The sequence below is a fragment of the Pseudoalteromonas sp. A25 genome (genome assembly GCF_009176705.1).
In the GTDB taxonomy this organism is placed as follows: Bacteria; Pseudomonadota; Gammaproteobacteria; order Enterobacterales; family Alteromonadaceae; genus Pseudoalteromonas.
Genome location: NZ_AP021846.1, coordinates 525,964 through 550,783, shown reverse-complemented (window position 1 = coordinate 550,783; position 24,820 = coordinate 525,964). Strand labels below are relative to the sequence as shown.

Below are 24,820 nucleotides of genomic sequence, written 5' to 3'. Positions count from 1 at the left end.
TTAGTGTTGTTCTCCATAACCCCAACGTTTGGTTAGGGTATGTTCGATATTTAAATGATCTAAAATTCTGGCCACCATAAAGTCGACCAAATCACTAATTGATTGAGGTTGGTGATAAAACCCAGGAGCCGCTGGCATAATGGTAACACCGAGCTGACTCAGTTTAAGCATATTCTCAAGGTGGATAGAGCTAAACGGAGTTTCTCTGGGCACCAAAATAAGTTGCCCGCGCTCTTTTATCACCACATCTGCCGCACGCTCAAGCAGGTTATCTGAGGCACCTGTGGCGATGGCTGATACACTCCCAGCACTACATGGGCATACCACCATTTTTTTGGGCGCAGCTGAGCCCGATGCTACAGGGCTAAACCAATTATCTTTGCCAAATACTTGAATTTGCTCAGGTTGCGCATTAAACAGCTCACTGAGCTGCTGGGTAGCTTTTTGTTCATTACCTGAGAGCTTAATGTTTGACTCGGTATCAAGCACCACCCTTGCGGCGCTTGAGATCAACACAAATACTTGGTAGTTCATTGCTACCAATACTTCTAATAGACGCAATCCATATGGCGCACCCGATGCACCACTGAATGCCAAAGTTATTGCTGGTTTAAAATTATTCACACGTTCGCCTTTGAATTAAGTTCAATTTTTATGCGTTAGCTTTAAGTGCACTCAACAATTTTTGGTGTAATCCTTCAAAACCGCCGTTGCTCATAATGAGTATGTGTTGCCCTGGTTGCGCCTTTTCGCACACTTTTGCAATGATCTCATCAGTGCTATCAAAGCAGTGTCGGCCCGCTTTATGAGCTTCGTCTTTTAACGACCAACCAAGGCCTTGTGGTTCGAATAAATAGGCTTCGTCGGCCTGAGCCAGTGATGCCAGCAACGTATGCTGATGCACGCCCATTTTCATGGTATTCGAGCGAGGCTCCAAAATAGCAATCACAGGCTCTTCACCTACTTTGGCTTTTAAGCCCGCAAGGGTGGTTTTAATGGCGGTTGGGTGATGGGCAAAATCGTCATACACATGCACCCCATTTGCTTCGCCGAGTAATTCCATTCTACGTTTGGGCGATTTAAACTCGCGCAAAGCATCAATACTCACTGCCACAGGAATACCCACATGACGAGCTGCGGCGATGGTCATGATGGCATTTTTAACATTGTGCTCACCTATGGCATCCCAACTTACAACACCTTCGAGCTTACCCGATAAATACACTTCAAATTGTGAGCCATCGCGCTCAAGTAACTTATACGTCCAATCACCGTTTAAGGTTTCTTGTTGGCTCCAAAAGCCACGTTTTATTACATCAACTAATGCTTCGTCGTCAGCGGGGTAAATCGCTTTGCCTTGGCTCGGTAAAGTACGTAACAAATGATTAAACTGCGTTTGAATGGCATCCAAGTCTTTGAAAATATCCGCATGATCAAACTCTAAATTGTTCATAATCAGCGTGCGCGGCAAGTAATGTACAAACTTACTGCGTTTATCAAAAAATGCGGTATCGTACTCGTCTGCTTCAATAACAAAAAAAGGCGTGTCACTAACACGAGCAGACACCCCAAAGTTTTGTACTATGCCGCCAATTAAAAAGCCCGGTCTCAAACCTGCATACTCTAATACCCACGCAAGCATGCTTGCAGTGGTTGTTTTACCATGCGTACCCGCCACTGCCAGCACCCAAGCATCTTGCAACAAGTTGTGCTTCAGCCACTCAGGTCCAGAGGTGTAAGGCAAGCCCTTTTCAAGTACATACTCAACACAAGAGTTACCACGACTCATGGCATTGCCGATGATCACCATATCTGGCGCAGGTTCTAACTGTTTTGGGTCATATCCAGAGGTAAGTTCAATACCTAATGACTCTAACTGTGTGCTCATTGGCGGATACACATTTTGATCTGAGCCCGTCACTTTGTAACCCAGCGCTTGTGCAATGGCGGCTATACCCCCCATAAAGGTGCCGCAAACGCCTAGAATATGAATATGCTTTTGTTGTTTTTGCTGACTAACCATGAAAATAATGTGCCTTGTAAAAATCAGTACCGCCGAGGCTTAGCGCTCTACTATGCCAAATTTAAGGTCAATTAACCAATTTTGGCTCTGCAAAACAGCCATGCTTAATTGGCAACAATACACTGTGTTCAATGAACTTGTTATGAGTAATTTTGCACACCCCTTGGTTAAAAAAAATGCCAGTCGCTGACTGGCATCTTTTATAACTTTATAACTTGCTGCTTAAGCAACACCGTATTGGTCACGGTACGCTTTTACCGCTGCTAGGTGTTCGCCCATGCTACCTTGTTCTTCTAGGTAGGTAATTAAGTCGGCAAGTTTTACGATTGAAACCACTTTGGTATTAAAGTCGCGTTCCACTTCTTGAATCGCAGAAAGCTCAGCTTTACCCTTTTCTTGACGGTCAAGGGCAATTAACACACCTGACAAGTCAGCACCCGCTGCGGCAATGATCTCCATTGACTCACGAATTGCAGTACCCGCTGTTATTACATCGTCAACCAACATAATGCGCCCTTCAAGCGCAGAGCCCACTAACGAGCCACCTTCGCCATGTTGCTTTTTCTCTTTACGGTTAAAGCAATAAGGCACGTCTTTGTTGTAGTGATCCGCAAGTGCAACCGCGGTTGTTGTTGCAATAGGAATACCTTTGTAAGCTGGGCCAAACAAAACATCGTACTCAATAGCGGCATCTTCTAAAGCCGCAGCATAAAAGCGACCTAAACGCGCTAAATCACGGCCAGTATTAAACAAGCCCGCATTGAAAAAGTAAGGGCTAGTTCGGCCCGACTTTAACGTAAACTCACCAAACTTAAGCACCTGCTTTTCAAGGGCAAATTCAATAAACTCTTTTTGATATGCTTTCATGTCTTACCTACTAAACTTTTACTGACCAAACTTATGCAAGTGCTTTTTTTTGTAAATCGATGATTTCGCGAATTGAGTGCTTAGCAAGCTCTAACAGTTCGTCTAACTCTTCAAACGAGAACGGTTCACCCTCAGCAGTGCCTTGCACTTCAATCAACTTACCCGTCTCAGTCATGATCACGTTCATGTCGGTTTCGGCTTCTGAATCTTCTAAGTACTCTAAATCTGTGATTGCTTCACCGTTGTATACACCCACTGAAATTGCCGCAATCATAAACTTAAGTGGGTTGGTGTTGATCATACCCTTTGCACGCATATGCGTAAGTGCATCAACCAACGCCACACAAGCACCACTAATTGAGGCAGTACGTGTACCACCATCGGCTTGTAGTACATCACAGTCGATGGTTACAGTGTTTTCGCCAAGCGCTTTTAAATCAACTGCAGCACGCAGTGCGCGCGCTATTAAACGTTGAATTTCCATAGTACGGCCGCCTTGCTTACCTTTTGCAGCTTCGCGGTTGTTACGAGTGTGGGTAGAACGCGGTAACATGCCATATTCAGCGGTGATCCAGCCCTTACCTTGACCTTTCATAAAACGCGGTACGCCCGCTTCAACAGTGGCAGTACACAGTACTTTGGTGTTACCAAACTCCACTAATACCGAGCCTTCGGCGTGCATTGTGTAGTTACGAGTAAATGTTACAGGTCTAATTTGGTTTGCTGTTCTTTCGCTTGGACGCATCCACGTTCCCCTAAAGTAAAAGTTTTGCCTATTATAAAGGCTCAACCGATACGATGCCATGCGTAAGCCAATAAATAGTTGTAGTAATGACTGATTATTTTGGTAATTATTTCCTCTGTCGTCTTGTGTGCTTTCTAAGCTATAATGGCGCAGCAAATTCTGTTAATAGATTAGGAACTTTACATGATCCATAGTATGACCGCCTACGCACGCCGAGAAGTAAAAGGTGATTGGGGCACTGGGGTTTGGGAAATTCGCTCGGTTAATCAGCGTTACCTAGAAACCTTTATCCGCGCACCTGAGCAATTCCGTGCCATGGAGCCTGTTGTACGTGAGCGCCTACGCAAGCACTTACAGCGTGGCAAGGTTGAAGTGTATTTAAAGTTTACCGCCAACCCAGCGCATGTGGGTGAGCTGTCTATTAACGAAACACTGGCAGAGCAATTAATTAAAAGTGCCCAGTGGGTGCAACAACACAGCCAAGGCGATATCAACCCTGTAGATATTTTACGCTGGCCTGGCGTAATGGAAGCACAAGAAATAGATTTAGATACCGTAAATGGTGAGCTACTTGCTGGCTTTGACGAACTCGTTGAAGACTTTAAAGCCGCGCGCGCCAGCGAAGGTGAAAACCTCGAAACCATGATCACCACTCGTCTTGATTCAATTTTAGAACAAGTCGCCATTGTTGAAGGCCATATGCCAGAAGTGAGCAAATGGCAGCGTGAAAAGCTCACCACCAAGCTTGAAGAACTAAAAGCAGAAATTGACGAAAACCGCCTAGAACAAGAGCTTATCTACCTTGCGCAAAAACAAGACGTAGCCGAAGAGCTAGACCGCTTAAAGTCGCACGTAAAAGAAACCCACAAAATCTTGAAAAAAGGCGGCGCCTGCGGCCGTCGTTTAGACTTTATGATGCAAGAGTTCAACCGCGAGTCGAACACCCTCGCCTCTAAATCAATCAACACCGAGATCACCACCGCAGCGGTTGAGTTAAAGGTGTTAATTGAGCAAATGAGAGAGCAGATCCAGAATATAGAATAAAGCCCATATAAACTCAGCTATAAAGCCCTGTAAATAAGGGCTTTTTTATTATTCACCACTCTTCGTTAGAGTTGAACTGTAAAGGCACAAGTGATAAATGCTTCGCCTGATTCAAAGTCAAAAAAAGAACCGCAAAAACTGTACATATGTACAGTGCAATTCTATACTTCATTTCATGGTATAGACAACCCCTTAATGTTATTATTACGAGTTGTCCATCACAATAGCTTCACGGCTGTACAGACTAACCTTTATATAAATTTACTATCAAGTAACCGTAACAAGTGAGACTTTCAATGAAACAAATTTTCTCTGATTTAACAGCAAAAGATATCAAGAAAGACCATGAAAATCTCGCGATTATGACTCATAAAGTTGAACAGGAAAAAAATAAAAACAAGAAGTTCACTTTTATAGACCTATTTGCAGGTATTGGTGGAATCCGTAGGGCGTTTGAATCAATAGATGGAGGATGTGTTTTTTCCTCTGAAATAGACCTTTATGCACAACACACATACTATGCAAACTATGGCGTTGTTCCTTTTGGCGATATAACTAAAATTGAAAAAAGCAGCATACCTGATCATGATATTCTGTGTGGAGGATTTCCATGCCAACCGTTTAGCTCGATCGGAAAAAGAGAAGGTTTTGCTCATCCAACTCAAGGTACTATGTTTGATGAAGTATTGAAAGTTATCGATGAGAAGCACCCTAAAGTTGTATTCCTAGAAAATGTACCAGGGATTGTAAACCACGATAACGGAAATACCCTATCTACTATAATTTCTGAGCTAGAAAAACGAAACTATCAATGCCACCATACTCTATTAAACGCTAAGGATTTTGGTGTTCCACAAAACAGAAATAGGTTTTACTTAGTTGCTTTTTCATTTCCTTGCTCTTTCGAATTTCCAACTCCACCAATGGAAGTTGTAAATATAGGAGACTACATAGAGAAAAATATTTCTGGGTATTCGATTTCAGAACATTTGCAAAAATCTTATCTTTTCAAAAAAGATGATGGTAGGCCTATTTTAGTTGACCAACATAGCAAAGGGCACGTGAAGACTCTTGTATCTACATACCATAAAATACAAAGACTTACAGGGACTTTTGTTAAAGATGGTGAAACAGGTATCAGACTATTAACAGCTAATGAGTGCAAAGCGATTATGGGCTTCCCTCCAGATTTTGTGATACCCGTATCACGTACGCAAATGTATAGACAAATGGGTAATTCGGTCTGCATCAAGGTAGTTGGGGAAATAGCTAAACAAATTGATTTAGTGTTGATGAAAGAACTAACTTCTAGATTAAAGACAAACAATAAAATGGCTTAAGTATAAACTTCGTAGCAACGTAAAAAGGCTCTGTACATGATTTTGTCCAGAGCAATCTGTGCTGTGCTATGTTATTTCCTTCCCTGAGATCGTTCGTACCATTTCAGGTTCTACAATTTTGTAATTTTTTAAATCGCTAACGAGCTCGTCAATATTATCAATGTTATATGCCTTATCTATAGAGACGATTTCTCCATTCTCAATCTTTTTATTTATATTTTTAATGTCATCTGAAGTTACTAAATATGCAAGACTTCTCCTATGAACATTTTTGAGGACGAGCGCTTCTAAATCAGCTTGTTTATACCTTTCTCTTAGAGTGGTTTTAAGTGAAATACAAATAGGGCCCACTTCTTCTGTATTAATCAAAATATCGTACTCCACATTTGGAACAAATGCGGCCTTTGCTTGATAATAAAATGGCAGTATTCCTTTATTTATCAACACCGTAGAAAATAGCAGTTCAAAGAATGTTCCGTTTATAGAGTTACTACTTTCCGGATGTACTTTGTAAAAAGCTGACCAGTGTTTTTGCATATACACAGATGGATCAAGATCCTTGTCTAAACGAAAATCAGGTACTACATCTAAAAATACAGATACGGACTTCGATGTATCTTTTATTAAATTAAATCTATGGGGCACTAAATACTCCTTATATGCGCGATCTTATTAGCAAACTGCTAACTTCATAACAGTAATGATTAATTTACCTTAGTAAGCTAAAACATGACAATATTTATATATGTAGTGGCACAATAAAAGCTTATTCTATAAATGAGTCTAATGTACGACGAGCATTTGTTTATTTTATCTATCGCTTTCAAAGCTCACGACTTTGACTCGCATCAGCTGACTTCAAAAGATTCACTTCTTGAAACTTTTAAGCAATTTCTCAAACCCTCACATTGTAAACAAAAAGTTGATCTTTTGTTTCTTTTAAAATATCTTGTATTTGGTAATTCAGTCAGGCTGAGATGCTGAATTTTTAGCTACTGACAACGCTGACATTTTTATTTTTATATTGATACAGCTGTTCAATTGTTAACATTATGTTTTTTAGGTGTGGCGCACTCTCCTCATTAGATTAAAAGGACAAGGACGTGATAAATGGTGATGATTTAAGAGCAATGAGAGTTAATGCCGGTATCTCTCAAGATGCCATGGCTAAGAAACTCAAATGCGATAGAAAGACCATCATTAACTATGAGTTAGGCGTAAGTGATATTCGGTCCAAACAACTTTTCATGTGGCTTGTATATTGTAAGATAGATTCTGGATCGTTATTAAATGAAATAAAACAGATCCGCGATCAGGTTAACAGCAAACAAAAACCAAACTTACAGGATGACGAACAATGACACAGTTAAGCCCTCTTAGTATTCTTAAACGTATGAATTTTTTCATGCCGCCTAATTATAAGCAAAAAAAAAGCGCCCATAATGGTGAGCTTATAAAAAACATTTGTATGTCAATTAATGAGAGTGCAGGCTCTTCAAAGCCAGAAAGGAAAACATATTCAACCAAAAGTGCTCGTGAACTACCCAAAGATTGCTGTGCTTTTGTAGTAGGAGGTGGAACAGCGAATAAACCACCTAGGGTTACACAGGCAATTATTTTATTACCAATCCCCATTTTAGATGATTCTCAAGGATAGAAAATGAAACTCTCCAACTTAATTTTATTTACTATTGCTTCTATTGCATTTTTTTATATTCAGTTATGGGACGATCGCATTGTTACACCTTTATATTTATTTTTATTAGGCTTTTCTACTATATACGGCGTGTACACGAAGAATATAAATATGGCCCATATCGCAGGATTCATATTCATTTTAACTGGGATTAGCCACATAATTTTTGAAACTGGGTTGATTAATGAAGCAACACCTGAAGAGAATAAGTTGTTACAGGGTACTCTGATATACGGGACTCAATTGCTAATAAGCCTTCTAATAGCCATAGTTCTCATTTTTAGAGTGCAAACTTCTAGAGCATTATCTAAGTCAAAAAACATTGAGTTAACTCACTTTGATGGCGTTTTTCATTGGATTTTTATCTATATGGCAGCGGTTAACCTGTTAGCGCTTCTTGAGAACATAGCTTGGTCTTACTTCGAATTAAAGTCTTGGACCTTAATTTATGATAATTTTGAAGGGCTAATCTACATTGCATGGGCATTGTGTTGCGGCGCGCTGTTAACCATGATGATTTGCTCAAAAAAACCAACTGAGCAGTTAGCTCAATAAAAAGCCGATATTTTAGGCGCAAAATATGTACAATCTTTCTCAATTTTAGGAGCTCTAATAACTAAGGATAAGCCGTGGTAGAGGGTGAAGATTTAAGAGCCATGCGTATTAACGCTGGTATTACACAGCAAGATATGGCGCGCAAACTCAACTGTGATAGAAAAACCATTATTAACTATGAATTGGATGTCAGTGATATTCCCGCGCAAAAGTTATTTAGATGGCTGCAATGTTGCAAGCTTGATTTTAGTGTTCTGTTAGGTGAGATAAAAGCGATACGTGAGACTGCGCAAAGCAATGGTAAAGCAAAGCTTTTAGACTTCATCACACTTGCTTTTGTATTAAGCCAATTCTGGGATAGCACTATTGTTACTTCTTGGTATTTACTACTACTGGGTCTTTGCACCCTATACGGTACTTTCACCAAGAATATCAACATCGTTCATATAACGGGGTTTGTCTTTGTTATGACAGCTTCTAATTACATTATATTTGAGACAGGCCTAATTAACAACGTAACACCCAGTGGGAACCTGCTCCTACAAGGCACTCTTATTTATGGTGTTCAGCTATTATTTAGTATCACAACTGTCCTAATATTGATTTTTAGGGTTCAGCTGTCTCGGTTACTTTCTAAATCTAATAGTATTAAATTGACCCATTTTGATGGTATTTTCCATTGGCTATACTTGTATACCTCACTTATTTATCTATTAGGCCTGCTCGAAAACATCGCGTGGTCTTACTTTGAGTTAAAGTCTTGGACCCTAATCTACGATAACTTTGAAGGGCTGATCTATATCGCGTGGGCATTGTGCTGTGGTGCGTTGTTAACCATGATGATTTGCTCTTCTAAAGGCGATAATACACGTGAAGTTAACTCTCTTTAAAATGCTTACACAGAAGCTTTAAACTAGGGCTGTATAGCCAAAGCCGCTTACTTTTGAGCCTTATTTAATTTGCCTGTAAGAATAAGCTGGGTGGCTGTTTTAATCAGCTTGTTTTACCCACTATACGGCCTTGCTTTTGCTAAACGCCTGCAACCCGTATCTAAAAACCTGTTTTCTGACTATTTCCCCCAGCTTAAAAACATCAAGCGTATTTTTATGCGTTTATTTTTCTGATGGGGAGATTTTTCCACACCAAACAACAAATAATGTTAACACCAAGTAACAAAGTCGAAGTAAAACCATACACGGACCACGGTGTTTTGATGGTGTAAGTGAAAGAGCTGACTTAAAACCGGTTTAGCGAGGCCGTATCACTTTGGTTTGTAGTCCAGGCCATTAATGCGGTTCTACTTAAGGAGAGCAACATGAAAAACAATTTAGCAGTCAGAAAAGCACAAGTAGATAAGTTTAAGAATGAGCTGCAAGTGGGTATACGTAACTTGCGCAGAGAAAGGGGATTAACCCAAAAACAGTTCGGCGCTATTCTGGGCGTAGATCAAGCCACCATCAGTAATTTTGAAAGCGGAAAAACAGTGATGAACATCATTCAAGCCTATGAAATTGCGCTTATCTTTGGAAAAGACTTAGCTGTACCAAGGCTCTCAATATCGGCTCAACCAAACTAAATTTACTCTTTAATCTCTTTAGTTTTATTCCAATACGTTCCGCAAACAAAACGGCGCTTAAAAGCGCCGTTTTTATGATTAAAAGCCGCTTCAAGCGTTAGTCATCACTTTGCTCAAGCGGCGCCTCAGCATCTTCAGGTGCTACATTTTTACGCTCAATTTCATACTCATCTACACGTTGTAAGCCACGTGGTAGTTTATTACCTCTGCGGCCACGCTCGCCATAGTAGTGCTCTAAATCACTTGGCTTAAGCGTCAGTTTGCGCTTGCCAGCATGCAGGGTCACTGAGCTGCCCTCAGGTACACAAGCCAGTACTTTTACAAACTCCTCACGCGCTTGTACCTTGGCACTTGGAATAGAGATAATCTTGTTACCCTTACCTTTGCCAAGTTTTGGCAGGTCGCGCAGTGGAAACAACAGCATACGGCCTTCGTTAGAGATGGCCATACACATATCGGTGGCAACATCGTTCACAGTGATAGGTGCCATCAGCTGTGCCCCTTTAGGTACACTCACAAGCGCCTTACCGTTTTTGTTTTTACTCACTAGGTCGTTAAACTCAGTGATAAAGCCATAACCACCATCGGTCGCCATCAGGTAAAGGGTTTTCTCATCGCCCATCACCACATGCTCAAAGTTACTACCGGTACTCATGTTAAAGCGCCCAGTCATAGGCTCACCTTGGCTTCGGGCAGACGGTAAACTATGGGCTTCGGTGGCAAACGCACGCCCTGAGCTGTCTAAAAATACCGCGGGCTGATTACTTCGCCCTTTTGCTGAGGCCTTGTAGCTATCGCCTGAGCGATAGCTTAAGCCCTCTGCATCAATATCATGGCCCTTGGCAACACGTGCCCAGCCTTTATCAGATAGCACAACCGTTACTGACTCTGAAGGGATCAAATCTTTTTCGCTTAACGCTTTGGCTTCTGAGCGTTCAATCACCGGTGAGCGGCGTTCATCACCATAAAGCTCTGCCGCCTCTTGAATTTCTTTTTTCATCAGCGTCGACATACGACGCTCTGAGCCGAGCGTAAGTTCTAATTTATCGCGCTCAATACTTAGCTCGTCTTGCTCACCACGAATTTTCACTTCTTCTAACTTGGCTAAGTGACGTAATTTTAAATCAAGAATGGCTTCGGCTTGCTTATCAGATAACTCAAAGCGTGCGATCAGCTCTTCTTTTGGCTTATCTTCGGTGCGAATGATCTCAATGACTTCGTCGATATTTAAAAACGCGGTCATTAAACCTTCTAAAATATGCAATCTCGCCAATACTTTATCGAGGCGATATTGCAAACGACGGCGCACCGTTTCGCGGCGGAACACTAGCCATTCAGATAAAATCTGCAGTAGGTCTTTAACCTTAGGGCGACCATCTAAGCCAATCATATTAAGGTTAACGCGATAGCTTTTTTCTAAGTCGGTTGTGGCAAATAAGTGCGCCATCAATGGCTCAAGCTTCACTCGGTTTGAACGCGGCACAATCACAATGCGCGTTGGGTTTTCGTGATCCGACTCATCGCGTAAATCTGCCACCATCGGCAGCTTTTTCGCAGTCATTTGCGCAGCTATTTGCTCAAGCACTTTGGCACCCGAGCATTGATGCGGTAAAGCGGTGATCACAATATCGCCCTGCTCTTCTGTGTACACCGCACGCATTTTGATAGAACCACGGCCTGTGGTGTAAATCTTTTGAATATCAGATTTAGCAGTAATTATCTCTGCATCGGTTGGATAATCAGGTGCTTGTACCACTTCAAGTAATTCTTCAAGAGAGGTTTTTGGTTGGTCAAGCAACATGCAACACGCAGTTGCCAACTCTTTCACATTGTGGGGCGGTATGTCGGTGGCCATACCTACCGCAATACCCGTTACGCCATTGAGTAAAATATGTGGCAAACGTGAGGGCAGCACCTTAGGTTCATCCATGGTGCCATCAAAGTTTGGTGTCCAATCTACAGTGCCTTGGCCCAGCTCTTTGAGTAATACTTCAGAGAATTTCGACAAGCGCGCTTCGGTGTAACGCATCGCAGCAAATGATTTAGGGTCGTCAGCGGCACCCCAGTTACCTTGGCCGTCAACCAAAGGGTAACGATATGAAAACGGCTGCGCCATTAATACCATGGCTTCGTAACAGGCGCTGTCACCGTGAGGGTGATACTTACCGAGTACGTCACCCACGGTACGGGCTGATTTTTTATATTTTGCGGCGGCAGATAAGCCCAACTCGCTCATGGCATACACGATACGACGCTGTACCGGCTTTAGGCCATCACCAATGTGTGGCAATGCTCGGTCCATGATCACATACATGGAGTAGTTTAAGTAGGCGTCTTCGGTAAAGCGCCCCATCGTTTGTTGTTCAATCCCCTGTAAAGACAAGGTTTGAGGATCAGTCATGTAACACCCTATTTATTGTTATAGCGAACGCGATATATCGCATTGGCAAAATCGTCCGACACTAACAAGCTGCCATCAGCAAGCTCGGCCAATGCAACCGGACGACCCAAGGTTTGTTCTTTATCTAAAAAGCCACTAATAAAAGGCTCATAGGCGGTTATCTCGCCTTCTTTGATGGTGGCCATCATCACTCTGTAGCCCACTTTTTTGCTACGATTCCAAGAGCCATGCTCTGCCACCAGCAGTTTATTATGCATATCTTTTGCAAACTGCTTGCCACGATAAAAATGAATACCCAATGGCGCTACATGGGCTTGCAAAGCCAGTTTAGGCGCGGTGTACTTTTGCATATCAACAAGCGTTTTACCTTTGCCAAACTCAGGGTCTAACACGCTGCCACCATGTACATACGGAAAACCAAAGTGCTCCCCTTCAAAGCTAACGCGGTTTATTTCATCAGGCGGGATATCATCGCCCATCATGTCTCGGCCATTATCAGAGAACCACAACGCGCCACTTTGCGGGTTGATATCAAACCCCACAGAATTACGCACGCCTTGGGCTATCGTTGTGAGTTTTTTAGTTTGTAAATTGAGTGAAAAAATACGCCCAAAACGCTCATCTTCAGCACACACATTACACGGCACACCAACTGGTATTAGTAATTCGCCGTCATCAGTAAAGCGAATAAACTTCCAGCCGTGGTGGCGCTCTGTGGGCAGCTTATCAAACACCACTTCAAAACTGGGTTTTGGCAGTTGTTTATCAATGTTTTTAAAGCGAATAATACGATTGACTTCAGCAACATATAAGTCGCCATTATGAAGCGCAATACCCGAGGGCATATTCAGCCCTTGAGCGAGCACGATTTTTCTATCTGCCACACCATCTTGGTTATTATCAATCAACGCGTAAAGATTGCCAGCCTTGCGTGAGCCGGCATACACCACGCCCGATTTAGAGACCGCCAACTGCCTTGCATTATCTACATTTTTAGCAAAGTAACTAACTTCATACCCCTTGGGTAAGGTTAATCGGCTTAATAGCTCATCAGCTCCATAACTGAATGTAGAGCCAATCAAACTGGCGGTGATCAGTATGTGTCGAAGCATACGCTTACACCTCTACTTGTGCTTTATCACCGTGGTTTTCAAGCCATTCTTTTCGATCGCTAGAGCGTTTTTTAGCAAGCAGCATATCCATCATTTCCATGGTGTGTTCTTGTTCATCTAAAGTCAGTTGTACTAAGCGACGCGTATTTGGGTCCATGGTGGTTTCACGAAGCTGCAATGGGTTCATTTCACCCAATCCTTTAAAGCGCTGTACATTCACTTTACCGCGTTTCTTTTCAGCTTCAATTCTATCTAGTACGCCTTTTTTCTCGTCTTCGTCGAGTGCGTAATACACTTCTTTACCTACGTCGATCCTAAATAATGGCGGCATGGCTACAAAGACATGCCCCTGTTTTACCAGAGTTGGAAAATGACGAACAAACAGCGCACACAATAAGGTTGCAATGTGTAGTCCATCCGAATCCGCATCGGCAAGAATACAAATTTTGCCATAGCGCAGGCCAGATAAATCTTCTGAGTCAGGGTCAATACCCAGCGCAACAGAAATATCGTGCACTTCTTGTGAGGCTAAAATTTGCCCCGACTCCACTTCCCAAGTATTTAAGATTTTCCCCCTAAGCGGCATGATGGCTTGAAACTCACGATCTCTTGCCTGCTTCGCTGAACCACCTGCAGAATCACCCTCTACCAAAAACAATTCTGAGCGTTCTGTTTCGCTACCCGAACAGTCGGTCAGCTTGCCCGGTAATGCAGGGCCAGAGGTTACTTTTTTACGCACCACTTTTTTAGCCGCACGCAGTCGCTTTTGTGCATTGCTGATACACAGCTCTGCTAATAATTCTGCGGTGTCTGTATGTTCATTTAACCATAAACTAAATGCATCTTTTACAATGCCAGACACAAACGTAGCGCAAGAGCGCGATGATAATTTTTCTTTGGTTTGGCCAGCAAATTGTGGGTCTTGCATTTTAACCGACAATACGTAACTGCACTTATCCCAAATATCCTCTGGGGTAAGTTTTACGCCTCGGGGTAATAAGTTGCGAAACTCACAAAACTCTCGCATTGCTTCTAGCAAGCCTTGTCTTAAACCATTCACATGCGTACCGCCTTGTGCGGTCGGGATAAGGTTTACATAGCTTTCGGTGATTGACTCACCGCCCTCAGGTAACCAATGCAGTGCCCAGTCTACCCCTTCTGTTGAACCACTAAAGCTGCCCGTAAAGGGCGCTTTTGGTAAAACCTCATAGCCTTGTGCACTGTCTTTTAGATAATCTTCAAGCCCAGCTTCATAGTGCCATTCTTGTGTTTCTTTGGTTTGCTTGTTGATAAAACGAATTCTAAGGCCTGGGCATAATACCGCTTTGGCTTTTAATACATGATTGAGCTTTGCAAGAGAAAAGTTGGCAGAGTCAAAATAGCTGGCATCTGGCCAAAAATGCACCGATGTACCGGTGTTGCGCTTGCCAACAGTGCCTGTCACGTCAAGGTCTTGTACTTTATCACCGTGCTCAAATGCCATTTCATACACTTGGCCGTCACGCTTCACCGTGATCTCGACACGACTTGATAAAGCATTTACTACTGAGATCCCCACCCCATGCAGACCACCAGAAAACTGATAGTTTTTATTGGAGAACTTGCCCCCAGCATGAAGCTTGGTCAAAATGAGTTCAACCCCAGGTAAGCCCTCTTCAGGATGGATATCCACAGGCATACCGCGACCATCATCAATAACTTCCAACGAGTTATCTTCATGCAAAATCACATCAATTTTAGTTGCATGACCGGCGAGCGCTTCATCCACACTGTTATCAATAACCTCTTGCCCCAAATGGTTGGGTCGCGTGGTGTCAGTGTACATGCCAGGACGACGTTTTACCGGCTCTAAACCATTTAAAACCTCAATGGCTTCGGCGTTATAGTTTTGCTCGCTCATAGGTAGATTCTTTTTATTTAATTCGTTTTGTTTTACGTGATTTTAAGAAAATTGACAACCGTGTCAAAGTAACGTTGAAAGTCCATAAAACTATGATCGCCAGCAAAGTCTATACGTTGCTGGCACGCTTGATAATATTGCAGCGCTTGTTGATAAGGTAAGACTTCATCGCCCATTTGCTGCAACAACATCAATAATTCTGGTTTTGTTAAGTGCGCTACATACAACTGTTTAAGCGCCAGCACATGCTCGTGCTTTAAATGATAATGTATCTGCTGGTACGGATTATACTGCGCTCCCAAATAATCCGCCAATAATTCAAAAGGGCGTACCGCTGGATTGATCACCACTGCAGGTAAGTTATGCCGTTGCGATAAATAGGTAGCGTAAAAGCCCCCTAAAGAGCTGCCAAGCAATACTGTTTGCTCATTGATAACCGACTCCAACTGCAAAATTGCAATGCGCGGGTCAAAGTGTAGCCGAGGCGTTATATATTCACATGACAAAGGCTGGTGTGCTAGCCAAGCGCCAAATTGTTGCGCCTTAGCTGATAACTCAGAACTATTAAAACCATGAATATAAATTACCCGTTTAACCATACCACCTCTGTTGCCAATGTGTCGCCTTCAATTTGAATAAGCCGCCACGCTGGTCCCAAGTCTTGCTGCTGCCAATGCGCAGTGCCTTTAGTAAATTGGATAGACGTTGCTGGTGTGGCAAAAATATCAAGCTCTCTGAAGCGTTGGTGATACTCATTGTGTACATGGCCATGTACGAGTGCCAGTACCTGCTTACTATCTACTAATGTATTCAGTAATTGCGGGCCATTTTCTAACATGTGCTTATCTAAATAACCTTGAATAGGCACTGGATGATGATGGCAAAAAACCAAGGTTTTACTGGCTGTGCTATTTAAGACTTGCTCAATTTCAGCTAAATGATGCTCATCGCACCATCCTGCAGGGGTGACCCCTTTTGAATTGAGTAACAGAATATCCATTTGTTCATTATAAAGATGCTTTGCGCCATGTATTTGTCCATGACTGATGTGGTTTAGCAGCTCAACTTCATCGTGGTTACCAGGTAACCAAAATACTGGACAGGGTAAACTCGACTCTGCAACTAATTGCGCAAATAAGGTATAAGATGCGAGCGTATGGTCTTGCGTTAAATCACCACCAAATATCACCGCATCTAGCGACTGTGTAGCCAACTGTGCCAACACCCGACGTAAATACTGCGCCGTATTTACTTCAAAATACACGCCTTGTGGATCAGCAAATAAGTGACTATCGGTAATGTGGGCAAGCCTAATTGTTGAGTGTGCAAACGCATATTTTTGCTCAAACCAAGCCATTGTTAACATCCCAATTAAGCGGCACCTTACCACTTTCAAGGCAAGCCATTAGCCAATCGGCTAAAAAAGCATTCACTTGATATTTTTCGTCTTTTTGATGCATTTTAGGGTTTGGATATCGATACGAGGGCTTAATACGCTGGTGATAATCATGATGCACGACCTCAGCAACCCTCGCATCGTGATACAAACGCACCTCTAGGTGTAAACTTGGGAAAAAAACACTAGCGTTAGAGGTTTGCTTAATGGCGATGTCGGTGGTGTATTTAGCACAGCCCTGCACTTCAATCACATAATGTATATTCGCAAGCTCGATGGCTCTTTGTGCACCTAGCTCTTCAGGGGGCAACAATTTAAGTGCGCGCAAGTAGTTACGCTCACACAAAGTAATATACTTTGGTAAGGACTGAACATAATCACGTGCTAGGGCCATATCACTCAAAGTTACACCTCAACTTATTTTACTTCACCCACTGAGCAAGCACTTTATCTTTATTAAGTGCCAACCATTGTAAACTAATCACCGTTGCCGCGTTATCAATTTCACCGCTTTGTAACAAGTCGATTGCTTTAGCATAGGGTATCACATGACTTTTAATATCTTCACCTTCGCTTTCTAAGCCATATATTCCGCCAGCGTTTGATAAGTCCGCTTTAGCCAAATACAAGTATAAACGCTCAGTTGTGCCACCGGGGCTCGACAGATACGATGTCATATAGTGCAAATCTTTTAACTCTAAACCCGCTTCTTCCAACGCTTCTTTACGTGCTACCTCTTCATATTGCTTGCTGCCTTCAGCCATACCTGCAATACACTCTAATAACCAAGGAGATGATTTGCTTGCCATCGCACCTATGCGTATTTGCTCGATGAGTAATATTGAGTCAGTAACAGGATCATAAGGCAGAACGGCTACTGCATGACCTCGCTCCAGTATTTCTCTACTTATCGTTTGCGACATACCGCCTGCAAATAATGCATGACGAAATTGATAAAGCTGTATTTTAAAAAAACCATTAAAAATGGTTTCTACTGACTCAAGTGTCACATCTTTGTTATTAAAGCTGCTAATTGACGACATAGTTACATCCTAATTTTTTACAGGGGGGGTTTAAATTGTAATCAACGACCCCCATGATAGTGGCTCTGACTATTCTCAAACGTCTTTGTCACAAGATAAAGGCCTGTATTATATTCTGTTACATTTGTTGGTATTGTTTTACGTTTAAACTTTTTCGTTCTAGAAAAAAACAAGGTAACATGCGTTTAATACAAAAAGTTGTCTAAGGACTGAACGAACGATGAAAAAAAGCTTATTATCTCTGTTAGTTGGCCTATCATGTGCTTTAACTACTAATCTGTCGCACGCCGAAGATTTACTTCAAGTATACGACATTGCAACAGCAAACGATCCTACAGTGCTAAAAGCAAAAGCACAGGCCGATGCGCAAAAATACGCGCAAGAGCAAGCCTTAAGCGTTTTACTTCCACAATTGGGTTTTGAATCAAGTTATCGTCAAGTAGACTCTGATGGTTTTTCACCACAGCAAAATGACCTAACTGGTTATACGATGGGTAGTGGCTTTCAAGACACATTTAGTCGCTCAATTGCATTGCAACAAACCATTTTCAACATGTCTTCGTGGCAAAATTTAGACATTGCTAAAAAGCAAGCAATGCAAGCGATGACCCAATATGAGCTAACTCAGCAAGAGCTAGTGGTACGTATTGCTCAGGGCTATTTTGATGTATTAAGCGCTCTCGATAACCTTGAATTTGTGCAAGCCGAAAAGCGCGCCATTGAACGCCAACTCGAACAAACAAAGCAGCGTTACGAAGTAGGCCTAACTGCAATTACCGACGTACACGAGGCACAAGCACAGTTTGACCAATCCGTAGCCAATGAGATTGTAGCTAAAAATGATGTTGAAACCGCTCGTGAAGCACTTCGCACCATTACGGGTAAGTATCATAACAAATTAGACTCACTCAATACTGATACTTTCTCAACCGTGACGCCAAGCAAGCAAGCGACTGACTTTGTTGGCGTGGCAAAAGAGAAAAACTTATCTCTGGCACTTGCAAAAGCAAGCTTAGATATCGCCGAAGACCAAATAGAACTTGCCAAAGCGGGACATTATCCAACAGTAGGATTATCTGCAAGCTATGGTGATTCATTAACGGACAGTAACGGCCGTTTAAATGTCCCTAGAGAAGATCAAACCTCGGTGGCATTAACCTTGAACGTACCAATCTACTCTGGTGGTCAAACTATGGCGGCAACCGAGCAGGCACGCGCATTGTATGTGGGTGCAAGCCAAGACTTAGAAGCAAGTATGCGTGAAGTAACGCGTTCTGTGATCACCTCTTATAACCAAGTGATGTCTAACGTAGCAACGTATCGTGCACTAGAACAAGCCGTGGTGTCTGCAGAAAGCGCCTTGCAAGCTACTGAAGCCGGTTTTGAGGTAGGTACACGTACTATCGTTGACGTTCTTGTCAGCACGCAAAATCTATATAACGCAAAACGAAACCTAGCAAACTTGCGTTATCAATATGTGCTTTCTTCACTGCGCTTAAAGCAAGCAACAGGTACATTATCTCGTAGCGATTTAGAAGCAATCAATAAAGGCTTAGTGCAAAGCTAATCTCTACTGTAGTTTCAAGTTCTATAAAGCCGACTCTGTGTCGGCTTTTGTTTTTTTAAGCACTTGCGATAAACTAACGCCATTATGCAGTAAGAGATATTGTTTGTGGTAACAACCCCTACTTTTAAATGGTCATTTCTAGCGCCTCGCTATTGGTTAACTTGGATAGGTGTCTTATTTTTGTATCTTATATCTTGGCTACCTCAGCGAGTGCAGTTTTTCTTTGGGAGACTACTCGGCCGCCTAGTACATCGTTTTGTTAAAAAACGCCGTCATATCGCACAAGTTAATGTCGCTTTATGTTTTCCCCATTTAACCAAAGCGCAGCAAGCTGAAATGGTTTTAAGGAATATGGAAAATACTGGTATCGCCACGCTTGAAACGGGCATGGCTTGGTGGTGGCCACAATGGCGTATCAAATCTGTGATTGGTTCTATTGAAGGAATAGAGTTAGTTGAAGAGGTCCAACAACAAGGTAAGGGCGTGCTGCTGTTAGTACCACATATGCTACACCTTGAAATGCTAGGCAGAATATTGGGCAGTGAGCAGCAAGGCATTGGTTTTTATCGGCCACATAACAATCCGCTAATGGAATACTTTATGACCAAAGGTCGGTTACGCTCAAACGAATCTCTGATCACCAAACGCGATGTTAAAGGCTTATTACAGGCACTTAACAAGAAAAAAATGTGCTATTACTTACCCGATCAAGACTACGGGCGCAATCGCTGTGAATTTGCTCCTTTCTTTTGTGTTCCTGATGCCGCCACAACCACCGGCACGTTATTATTTTCATCTAGCAAAAAATGTGAAACACTAAGCTTAAGTGGCACAAGAGACGCTAAGGGTAAGTATCACTTAAAAATTTATCCTGCAATGACTGACTTTCCTAGCGAAAACGCCAAGCAGGATGTAACACGTGTAAATCAACGAATGGAGCAATCCATCATGTTAGCGCCTGAGCAATACATGTGGTTACACAGACGATTTAAAACTAGGCCAGATGAAAATGCGCCATCTTATTACGGCTAATCGTTATTTATGGTTATGAAAAAAAATCCAAAAACAAGACCAAAACAACCCGCTCCTACTCCGGTACGCCGTAAAAAGGCAGCAAGAAAGGTATCGGCAGCCTGGTTTTGGGTTAAACACCTGTCATTGGCAGTTATACTGATTGCTTCGGCGTACTACTTTTTATTTGGCGCGATGCCAAAAATGAGTGTTAGCACAACTGCCAATGTGGCAGCTCAAGGGTTTTCTCAGTTTTATGAAAGCTTTCGTAACAGGACCACCAGCAGAGATACAGAGCGTGCAAAATTTGTCATCGAGTTGGGCAACCCCTCATTTGCCCTTGATGAGGCACTCAAAGACAGAGAAAGGGCTGTAAAAGCCTCTAGCCAACGCTGGACTGGAGAGCATCAGGCTCGACGTTTTGAATCTGGCGACACCCTCAAAGGCGTGCTTGCAACTTATGCTCGCCAAGAAGACATTGAATTGTTTTGGTATTTAGATAAAGACTATGTCGTCAAACATAACTTCCGTGTCGACAGTAATTTTTTGTCTGCACTGTACCAAGTCGGTCGTGCCATTAACGACGATTTTGAATACGAAATATTTACTTTTTTCTGTCATCGCCAACGTGCTGCGGTGATCACCGAAAAGCCAACCCGCTTCGTGCGTGATAACTGTCGTAAGTTAAGCGGCTAAAAATACATGTGACCTCAACTGAGGTCACAACACCTTTCTAGACGTACCGCAGTGCTTATGTAAGTGTAGCCACATAGATTTCAGTGACTTTGTCAGTCAGTGTGCGTATCTGCGGGTCTTTTGCTATACACTTTCCTTGTCCGTTTAAGCTTTGATTATGATAAAGCTCGCGGAAGAAACAATACGCTTCGCTCAGGACTGATTGCGCTTGCTCAGGTAAAATACCCAATTTACGCGCACACGCTAAAATACGGATATTATCAGTATATTCAATTAGCTCTGGGGAATGCTGAGCATTGTTCAAAACAAGGTATTGCACGATAAACTCAATATCTGTCATGCCGCCAAGCCCTTGCTTTAAATCAAACAACTCATCAGTATCTTTGCTCAGATGAGCGCGCATTTTTTCACGCATTGATGTTACATCACTCAAAAGTTTTTCATGTGCTCTTGGTTGTTGTAAAACACTAGCCCGTATTTGCATAAACCGCGCTCGCATATCTGCTTGCCCATATACGAGCCTCGCTCTGACAATCGCTTGATGCTCCCATGTCCATGCTTGTTGCAGCTGATATTGGTAGTAACTTTCTAAATTGATGGCTAACAACCCAGAATTACCTTCAGGTCGCAGACGCGTATCCAGTTCATACAAAATACCCGAAGCCGTTCTGGTATTAAATAAATGCATTAATCGCTGCGCAAGCTTAAGATAGAACTGCCGTGAAGAAATAGGCTTGTCGCCCTGTGTATCACTGTCACCATCGCGATTGTGTACAAAAACCAAGTCTAAATCAGAGTCATATCCAAGCTCCCACCCCCCTGTTTTACCATATGCAATAACAGCAAAGCCTTTTTCGTCCTCATGACTTCCTTGCGGTGCGCCATAACGTTCCGTCATTTGTTGCCAAGCTAAGTTCACTGACTGCTCTATGATTGCTTCAGCCAAAGCCGTTAAGTGATCGCTTACTTGCATAATACTTAACACATTGGTTGCATCTGCAGCGGCAATTCGAAGTTGATGCGCCTGTTTAAACTGACGCAGCGCTTCCATTTGTTGCTCTAAATCATGTTGTTCAATACGAAGAAAATATTGCCTAATTTCAAGCTTGTAAGCATTCAAAGGCAGGGGCTTATACAGCGCAGCTGGGTCTAATAGCTCATCAAGCAAAATTGGATATTTTGCAATATGTTCGGCTATCCACTGACTGTGAGAAGTTAAAAACAATAACTGTTTTAGCGCCCCCTGATTTTCATAGAGCAACTCGAGATAAGCGGTTCTTGATACCACCGTTGTCACTATCTTTAAAACACGGCTTAATACATCACCACCTAAGCTTAACTCTGCTGCTTGATGCAATAAGCAAGGCATAAGTTTATCGAGGATATCCGCACCCCGAGCTCCAACTTGTCGTTTGGTAAGTGCAGCTTTAAACTCTTGTAACGCATTGTGCCATAACTGTATTTGGGTCGTATCTACTCTCCCCGCTAATTGCTCAGTATCTTCCTCAAGCCATACGTATGTGAAAGCTTCATCAGATTGAGTATGCTCTAGCGGCTCATCTCCGATAACCTGACTAAATTCCTCTCGAATTTTTGTCATTCTTGTTTGTAACATCGCCAAACATGCATCGTAGTTTTCGACGCCCATTAAGTTAACCAACCTAGCCTGCGATACCGCGTCATCAGGCAAGGTTTGCGTTTGCTGGTCATCAAATGCCTGTAAATATTGTTCAATCTTTCTAAGATACAGATAGTTGTCTTGCAACGAGTGGACAATACCTGACGGGATCACCTCTAGCGCTTTTAATTGACTTAATGCATTGAGTATTGAAGGTGTTTGTAAACTGGTGTCTCTGCCACCTCGTATCATCTGCAGTGCCTGCACGATAAACTCGACTTCTCTAATTCCCCCTGCGCCGAGTTTTATATTATTCACAAGTCCCTTACGCCTCACTTCTTGGGCTATCATATGTTTCATTTTTCGAAGTGATTCAATGACAGAAAAATCGATATAGCGACGGTATACAAAAGGCCTGAGCATGCTATAAAAAGCTGGCCAATGAGGTGTTTGCTGGCCGAGTAAGCGCGCTTTTAACATGGCATAGCGCTCCCATTCTCGGCCTTGATCTTGGTAATAGTCTTCCATGGCAGATAGACTCATTACTAGCGGGCCGCTGTCACCAAAGGGGCGTAAACGCATATCTACCCTAAATACTTGCCCATCCACGGTAACCTGATTGAGTGCAGCTATCAGTTTTTGTGCCACTTTAGTATAAAACACTTGTGCTTCAACACTTCTGCGCCCACCTTGAGTAGGCACATTTTGGGGATAGCAGAAGATCAAATCGATATCTGAGGAGAAGTTTAACTCCCCCCCGCCCAGTTTACCCATTCCTATAACCATCATCGACAAGGCTTTGCCAGACTCATCCAGTGGTGTACCACACTGCTTTACAGTTTGTGCAAATGCCCAACGATTAGCAGCATCAATGAGTTGCTCTGAAAGCTGTGAGATATAGCGAATACTATCTGCAATATCATTACCCTTAACTAAATCAAGCCACATAACTTTTAGCCAATAACGTTGTCTGTACTTACGCAGTAGCTCAAAACAATCACGCTCACTTAACACGCTTAAGTCTGCTGTTAAAGGGTTAGGTATGTCTCGACTTTTCATTTGCGTTTCATCAAGTAACCAATCTGCAAGCTCTGGCGATTGCTGCAGCACTCGAAATGCAAAATCACTCATCGCCAGCAAGCGTAACAAGTCAGGGTTAGGGGTTTGTTCATTATACAAAACTTGCCAACGTTCATGTGCCTGATGAGCCAAGTTGGTGGGTAAAGCGATATCATGCATAAAAAATCTCCATAGCTATATGGCTCAATGAGTTGCGAGTCGTTATAGTAGCAATATCTAAAATTAACCAGTAGAGCGAATATGACCTATTTGTCGTTAGCTAACATCAATTTTTTTGCTATTTTGTCAAGCTTTGCCGTTATTTGTCTTGTCGTGAGCTTATTACGCCTACGAGTGCAATATCGGGCAAAGCAAGCGTTGCAAGAAGAGTTAGCCAAACGGGATAACTTTGCGCTCGGTATCAGTTATGCGTGTCAAATTTCAGTGATAGCGTTTAGCGTCGCGTATTTTTTCTACGACATTAAATATGCCACGGTTATCGAAGCACCATTGAGATCTGCATTCACGCTCTCGCTAATTTTGCTCTTTGTTTATATTGGACAATATATTCACCGCAAATGGATTTTGTATCAATTCAATGAAGAGCAAGCCATCTTAAAACAGAACATCTGTGCCGCGTTAGTCGATTCTGGAATGCTCATTGCTAACGGTATACTCGTGTTAGGCCTTTATCATTGGGTACATCCCAAGGGCGTGAGTGATCTACTCGTTGTTTGTTTAAGCTTTTTCCTGTTGCAGGGGCTGTTTGCGCTAGATAGTAAATTTAGAGAAAGTCGTTTTGCTAAGTTTAATCAAGGTGCATCACTGCAGCAAAACTTTAATTTAGACAACACATCAATCGGTATTCGATACGCTGGCAAAACCATTGGCCTTGCTTTGGCTATTTATGCAGGTTTACACAGCGCTCACTATCACGGCGCAATGATAGTAGAGAACCTATTTTCGGTCATTTTACATTGTGGTTTAATGTGGGTGTTGCTATACACAGGAAGCGCGATACTGTTGTATTTTTCGTTGCCCAAAGTTGACATAGGCCTAGAAGTTGATCACCAAGATAATATCGGTATTGCCTGTATAGAATTTGCGGTTTTCTTATCCATGGGCTATTTACTTATTAATACATTTTCTGTGTAGCTCTCAGATAAGAGCT

24 protein-coding genes are annotated in these 24,820 nt (G+C 42.4%); 11 read left to right on the top strand and 13 right to left on the bottom strand.

Features of this window, described 5'->3' with window-relative positions; genetic code table 11:
• The 4 genes from GDK41_RS02590 to rph form a co-directional block, all read right to left on the bottom strand.
• Positions 1 to 624 (bottom strand): flavin prenyltransferase UbiX, encoded by a 624-nt coding sequence (locus tag GDK41_RS02590; protein ID WP_152084949.1) that lies wholly within the window; start codon positions 622 to 624, stop codon positions 1 to 3.
• A gap of 28 nt (positions 625 to 652) precedes the next feature.
• Positions 653 to 2,023 (bottom strand): UDP-N-acetylmuramate:L-alanyl-gamma-D-glutamyl-meso-diaminopimelate ligase, encoded by a 1,371-nt coding sequence (gene mpl, locus GDK41_RS02585; RefSeq protein WP_152084948.1) that lies wholly within the window; start codon positions 2,021 to 2,023, stop codon positions 653 to 655.
• Between the two features lie 222 nt (positions 2,024 to 2,245).
• The gene (pyrE, locus tag GDK41_RS02580) at positions 2,246 to 2,890 is read right to left on the bottom strand and encodes an orotate phosphoribosyltransferase (protein WP_152084947.1); all 645 of its coding nucleotides are present in this window, start codon (positions 2,888 to 2,890) and stop codon (positions 2,246 to 2,248) included.
• A 31-nt stretch (positions 2,891 to 2,921) separates the two neighbouring features.
• A complete protein-coding gene (gene rph / locus GDK41_RS02575) occupies positions 2,922 to 3,635 on the bottom strand; it encodes a ribonuclease PH (protein ID WP_152084946.1) in 714 nt (237 codons plus the stop codon).
• A 183-nt stretch (positions 3,636 to 3,818) separates the two neighbouring features.
• Between rph and GDK41_RS02570 the strand changes: the two genes are divergently transcribed.
• Both GDK41_RS02570 and dcm read left to right on the top strand, forming a co-directional pair.
• Positions 3,819 to 4,679 (top strand): YicC/YloC family endoribonuclease, encoded by an 861-nt coding sequence (locus GDK41_RS02570; RefSeq protein WP_152084945.1) that lies wholly within the window; start codon positions 3,819 to 3,821, stop codon positions 4,677 to 4,679.
• A gap of 296 nt (positions 4,680 to 4,975) precedes the next feature.
• Positions 4,976 to 6,019 (top strand): DNA (cytosine-5-)-methyltransferase, encoded by a 1,044-nt coding sequence (gene dcm / locus GDK41_RS02565; protein WP_152084944.1) that lies wholly within the window; start codon positions 4,976 to 4,978, stop codon positions 6,017 to 6,019.
• A gap of 66 nt (positions 6,020 to 6,085) precedes the next feature.
• Here dcm and GDK41_RS02560 read toward each other — a convergent pair whose 3' ends face one another.
• Positions 6,086 to 6,664, bottom strand: a complete 579-nt coding sequence (locus GDK41_RS02560) for a hypothetical protein (RefSeq protein ID WP_152084943.1) — start codon at positions 6,662 to 6,664, stop codon at positions 6,086 to 6,088.
• A 458-nt stretch (positions 6,665 to 7,122) separates the two neighbouring features.
• Here GDK41_RS02560 and GDK41_RS02555 point away from each other — a divergent pair, with 458 nt between their 5' ends.
• The 5 genes from GDK41_RS02555 (at position 7,123) to GDK41_RS02530 (ending at position 9,846) form a co-directional block, all read left to right on the top strand.
• Positions 7,123 to 7,380, top strand: a complete 258-nt coding sequence (locus GDK41_RS02555) for a helix-turn-helix domain-containing protein (protein ID WP_152084942.1) — start codon at positions 7,123 to 7,125, stop codon at positions 7,378 to 7,380.
• Positions 7,377 to 7,676: a hypothetical protein gene (locus GDK41_RS02550; protein ID WP_152084941.1), complete on the top strand. Its 300-nt coding sequence runs from the start codon at positions 7,377 to 7,379 to the stop codon at positions 7,674 to 7,676. The genes GDK41_RS02555 and GDK41_RS02550 overlap by 4 nt, the downstream gene beginning before the upstream one ends.
• A 3-nt stretch (positions 7,677 to 7,679) precedes the next feature.
• On the top strand, positions 7,680 to 8,270 hold the full coding sequence (locus GDK41_RS02545) for a hypothetical protein (RefSeq protein ID WP_152084940.1): 591 nt from the start codon (positions 7,680 to 7,682) through the stop codon (positions 8,268 to 8,270).
• Between the two features lie 74 nt (positions 8,271 to 8,344).
• Positions 8,345 to 9,160: a helix-turn-helix domain-containing protein gene (locus tag GDK41_RS02535; RefSeq protein ID WP_232056509.1), complete on the top strand. Its 816-nt coding sequence runs from the start codon at positions 8,345 to 8,347 to the stop codon at positions 9,158 to 9,160.
• A 425-nt stretch (positions 9,161 to 9,585) separates the two neighbouring features.
• A complete protein-coding gene (locus GDK41_RS02530; protein ID WP_152084939.1) occupies positions 9,586 to 9,846 on the top strand; it encodes a helix-turn-helix transcriptional regulator in 261 nt (86 codons plus the stop codon).
• Positions 9,847 to 9,943: 97 nt separating this feature from the next.
• Here GDK41_RS02530 and parC read toward each other — a convergent pair whose 3' ends face one another.
• From parC to GDK41_RS02495, 7 genes are read right to left on the bottom strand one after another with little or no spacing between them, the layout of a single operon-like run.
• On the bottom strand, positions 9,944 to 12,247 hold the full coding sequence (gene parC / locus GDK41_RS02525) for a DNA topoisomerase IV subunit A (protein ID WP_152084938.1): 2,304 nt from the start codon (positions 12,245 to 12,247) through the stop codon (positions 9,944 to 9,946).
• An 8-nt stretch (positions 12,248 to 12,255) separates the two neighbouring features.
• The gene (locus GDK41_RS02520; protein ID WP_152084937.1) at positions 12,256 to 13,359 is read right to left on the bottom strand and encodes a PQQ-dependent sugar dehydrogenase; all 1,104 of its coding nucleotides are present in this window, start codon (positions 13,357 to 13,359) and stop codon (positions 12,256 to 12,258) included.
• 4 nt (positions 13,360 to 13,363) lie between these two features.
• Positions 13,364 to 15,259 carry a DNA topoisomerase IV subunit B gene (gene parE, locus GDK41_RS02515; RefSeq protein ID WP_152084936.1) on the bottom strand — a complete coding sequence of 632 codons (1,896 nt, stop codon included), beginning with the start codon at positions 15,257 to 15,259 and terminating at the stop codon, positions 13,364 to 13,366.
• A 32-nt stretch (positions 15,260 to 15,291) separates the two neighbouring features.
• Positions 15,292 to 15,858, bottom strand: a complete 567-nt coding sequence (locus GDK41_RS02510; protein ID WP_152084935.1) for a YqiA/YcfP family alpha/beta fold hydrolase — start codon at positions 15,856 to 15,858, stop codon at positions 15,292 to 15,294.
• Complete coding sequence (locus GDK41_RS02505; RefSeq protein WP_152084934.1) at positions 15,843 to 16,616, bottom strand: metallophosphoesterase; 774 nt, start codon at positions 16,614 to 16,616, stop codon at positions 15,843 to 15,845. The genes GDK41_RS02510 and GDK41_RS02505 overlap by 16 nt, the downstream gene beginning before the upstream one ends.
• Positions 16,603 to 17,058 carry a DUF1249 domain-containing protein gene (locus GDK41_RS02500; RefSeq protein ID WP_152084933.1) on the bottom strand — a complete coding sequence of 152 codons (456 nt, stop codon included), beginning with the start codon at positions 17,056 to 17,058 and terminating at the stop codon, positions 16,603 to 16,605. Before GDK41_RS02500 ends, GDK41_RS02505 begins: the two co-directional genes overlap by 14 nt.
• A gap of 19 nt (positions 17,059 to 17,077) precedes the next feature.
• The gene (locus GDK41_RS02495; protein ID WP_152084932.1) at positions 17,078 to 17,698 is read right to left on the bottom strand and encodes an NUDIX domain-containing protein; all 621 of its coding nucleotides are present in this window, start codon (positions 17,696 to 17,698) and stop codon (positions 17,078 to 17,080) included.
• A gap of 220 nt (positions 17,699 to 17,918) precedes the next feature.
• Between GDK41_RS02495 and tolC the strand changes: the two genes are divergently transcribed.
• The 3 genes from tolC (at position 17,919) to GDK41_RS02480 (ending at position 20,972) form a co-directional block, all read left to right on the top strand.
• Positions 17,919 to 19,265 (top strand): outer membrane channel protein TolC, encoded by a 1,347-nt coding sequence (gene tolC / locus GDK41_RS02490; RefSeq protein ID WP_152084931.1) that lies wholly within the window; start codon positions 17,919 to 17,921, stop codon positions 19,263 to 19,265.
• A gap of 105 nt (positions 19,266 to 19,370) precedes the next feature.
• Positions 19,371 to 20,297 (top strand): LpxL/LpxP family Kdo(2)-lipid IV(A) lauroyl/palmitoleoyl acyltransferase, encoded by a 927-nt coding sequence (lpxL, locus tag GDK41_RS02485; RefSeq protein WP_152084930.1) that lies wholly within the window; start codon positions 19,371 to 19,373, stop codon positions 20,295 to 20,297.
• Positions 20,298 to 20,312: 15 nt separating this feature from the next.
• Positions 20,313 to 20,972: a TcpQ domain-containing protein gene (locus GDK41_RS02480; RefSeq protein WP_152084929.1), complete on the top strand. Its 660-nt coding sequence runs from the start codon at positions 20,313 to 20,315 to the stop codon at positions 20,970 to 20,972.
• 55 nt (positions 20,973 to 21,027) lie between these two features.
• On the opposite strand, the gene glnE is transcribed toward GDK41_RS02480, so the two are convergent.
• Positions 21,028 to 23,829 carry a bifunctional [glutamate--ammonia ligase]-adenylyl-L-tyrosine phosphorylase/[glutamate--ammonia-ligase] adenylyltransferase gene (gene glnE, locus GDK41_RS02475; protein ID WP_152084928.1) on the bottom strand — a complete coding sequence of 934 codons (2,802 nt, stop codon included), beginning with the start codon at positions 23,827 to 23,829 and terminating at the stop codon, positions 21,028 to 21,030.
• Positions 23,830 to 23,910: 81 nt separating this feature from the next.
• Here glnE and GDK41_RS02470 point away from each other — a divergent pair, with 81 nt between their 5' ends.
• The gene (locus tag GDK41_RS02470) at positions 23,911 to 24,804 is read left to right on the top strand and encodes a DUF350 domain-containing protein (protein ID WP_152084927.1); all 894 of its coding nucleotides are present in this window, start codon (positions 23,911 to 23,913) and stop codon (positions 24,802 to 24,804) included.
• The last annotated feature ends 16 nt before the right edge of the window (positions 24,805 to 24,820 follow it).

What these genes read in the sequence shown, in the direction of transcription:
- mpl (WP_152084948.1), bottom strand. Translation starts at nt 2,023, where the DNA reads ATGGTTAGTCAGCAAAAACAACAAAAGCATATTCATATTCTAGGCGTT.
- pyrE (WP_152084947.1), bottom strand. Translation starts at nt 2,890, where the DNA reads ATGAAAGCATATCAAAAAGAGTTTATTGAATTTGCCCTTGAAAAGCAG.
- rph (WP_152084946.1), bottom strand. Translation starts at nt 3,635, where the DNA reads ATGCGTCCAAGCGAAAGAACAGCAAACCAAATTAGACCTGTAACATTT.
- GDK41_RS02570 (WP_152084945.1), top strand. Translation starts at nt 3,819, where the DNA reads ATGATCCATAGTATGACCGCCTACGCACGCCGAGAAGTAAAAGGTGAT.
- dcm (WP_152084944.1), top strand. Translation starts at nt 4,976, where the DNA reads ATGAAACAAATTTTCTCTGATTTAACAGCAAAAGATATCAAGAAAGAC.
- GDK41_RS02550 (WP_152084941.1), top strand. Translation starts at nt 7,377, where the DNA reads ATGACACAGTTAAGCCCTCTTAGTATTCTTAAACGTATGAATTTTTTC.
- GDK41_RS02545 (WP_152084940.1), top strand. Translation starts at nt 7,680, where the DNA reads ATGAAACTCTCCAACTTAATTTTATTTACTATTGCTTCTATTGCATTT.
- GDK41_RS02530 (WP_152084939.1), top strand. Translation starts at nt 9,586, where the DNA reads ATGAAAAACAATTTAGCAGTCAGAAAAGCACAAGTAGATAAGTTTAAG.
- parC (WP_152084938.1), bottom strand. Translation starts at nt 12,247, where the DNA reads ATGACTGATCCTCAAACCTTGTCTTTACAGGGGATTGAACAACAAACG.
- GDK41_RS02520 (WP_152084937.1), bottom strand. Translation starts at nt 13,359, where the DNA reads ATGCTTCGACACATACTGATCACCGCCAGTTTGATTGGCTCTACATTC.
- parE (WP_152084936.1), bottom strand. Translation starts at nt 15,259, where the DNA reads ATGAGCGAGCAAAACTATAACGCCGAAGCCATTGAGGTTTTAAATGGT.
- GDK41_RS02510 (WP_152084935.1), bottom strand. Translation starts at nt 15,858, where the DNA reads ATGGTTAAACGGGTAATTTATATTCATGGTTTTAATAGTTCTGAGTTA.
- GDK41_RS02505 (WP_152084934.1), bottom strand. Translation starts at nt 16,616, where the DNA reads ATGGCTTGGTTTGAGCAAAAATATGCGTTTGCACACTCAACAATTAGG.
- GDK41_RS02495 (WP_152084932.1), bottom strand. Translation starts at nt 17,698, where the DNA reads ATGTCGTCAATTAGCAGCTTTAATAACAAAGATGTGACACTTGAGTCA.
- tolC (WP_152084931.1), top strand. Translation starts at nt 17,919, where the DNA reads ATGAAAAAAAGCTTATTATCTCTGTTAGTTGGCCTATCATGTGCTTTA.
- GDK41_RS02480 (WP_152084929.1), top strand. Translation starts at nt 20,313, where the DNA reads ATGAAAAAAAATCCAAAAACAAGACCAAAACAACCCGCTCCTACTCCG.
- glnE (WP_152084928.1), bottom strand. Translation starts at nt 23,829, where the DNA reads ATGCATGATATCGCTTTACCCACCAACTTGGCTCATCAGGCACATGAA.
- GDK41_RS02470 (WP_152084927.1), top strand. Translation starts at nt 23,911, where the DNA reads ATGACCTATTTGTCGTTAGCTAACATCAATTTTTTTGCTATTTTGTCA.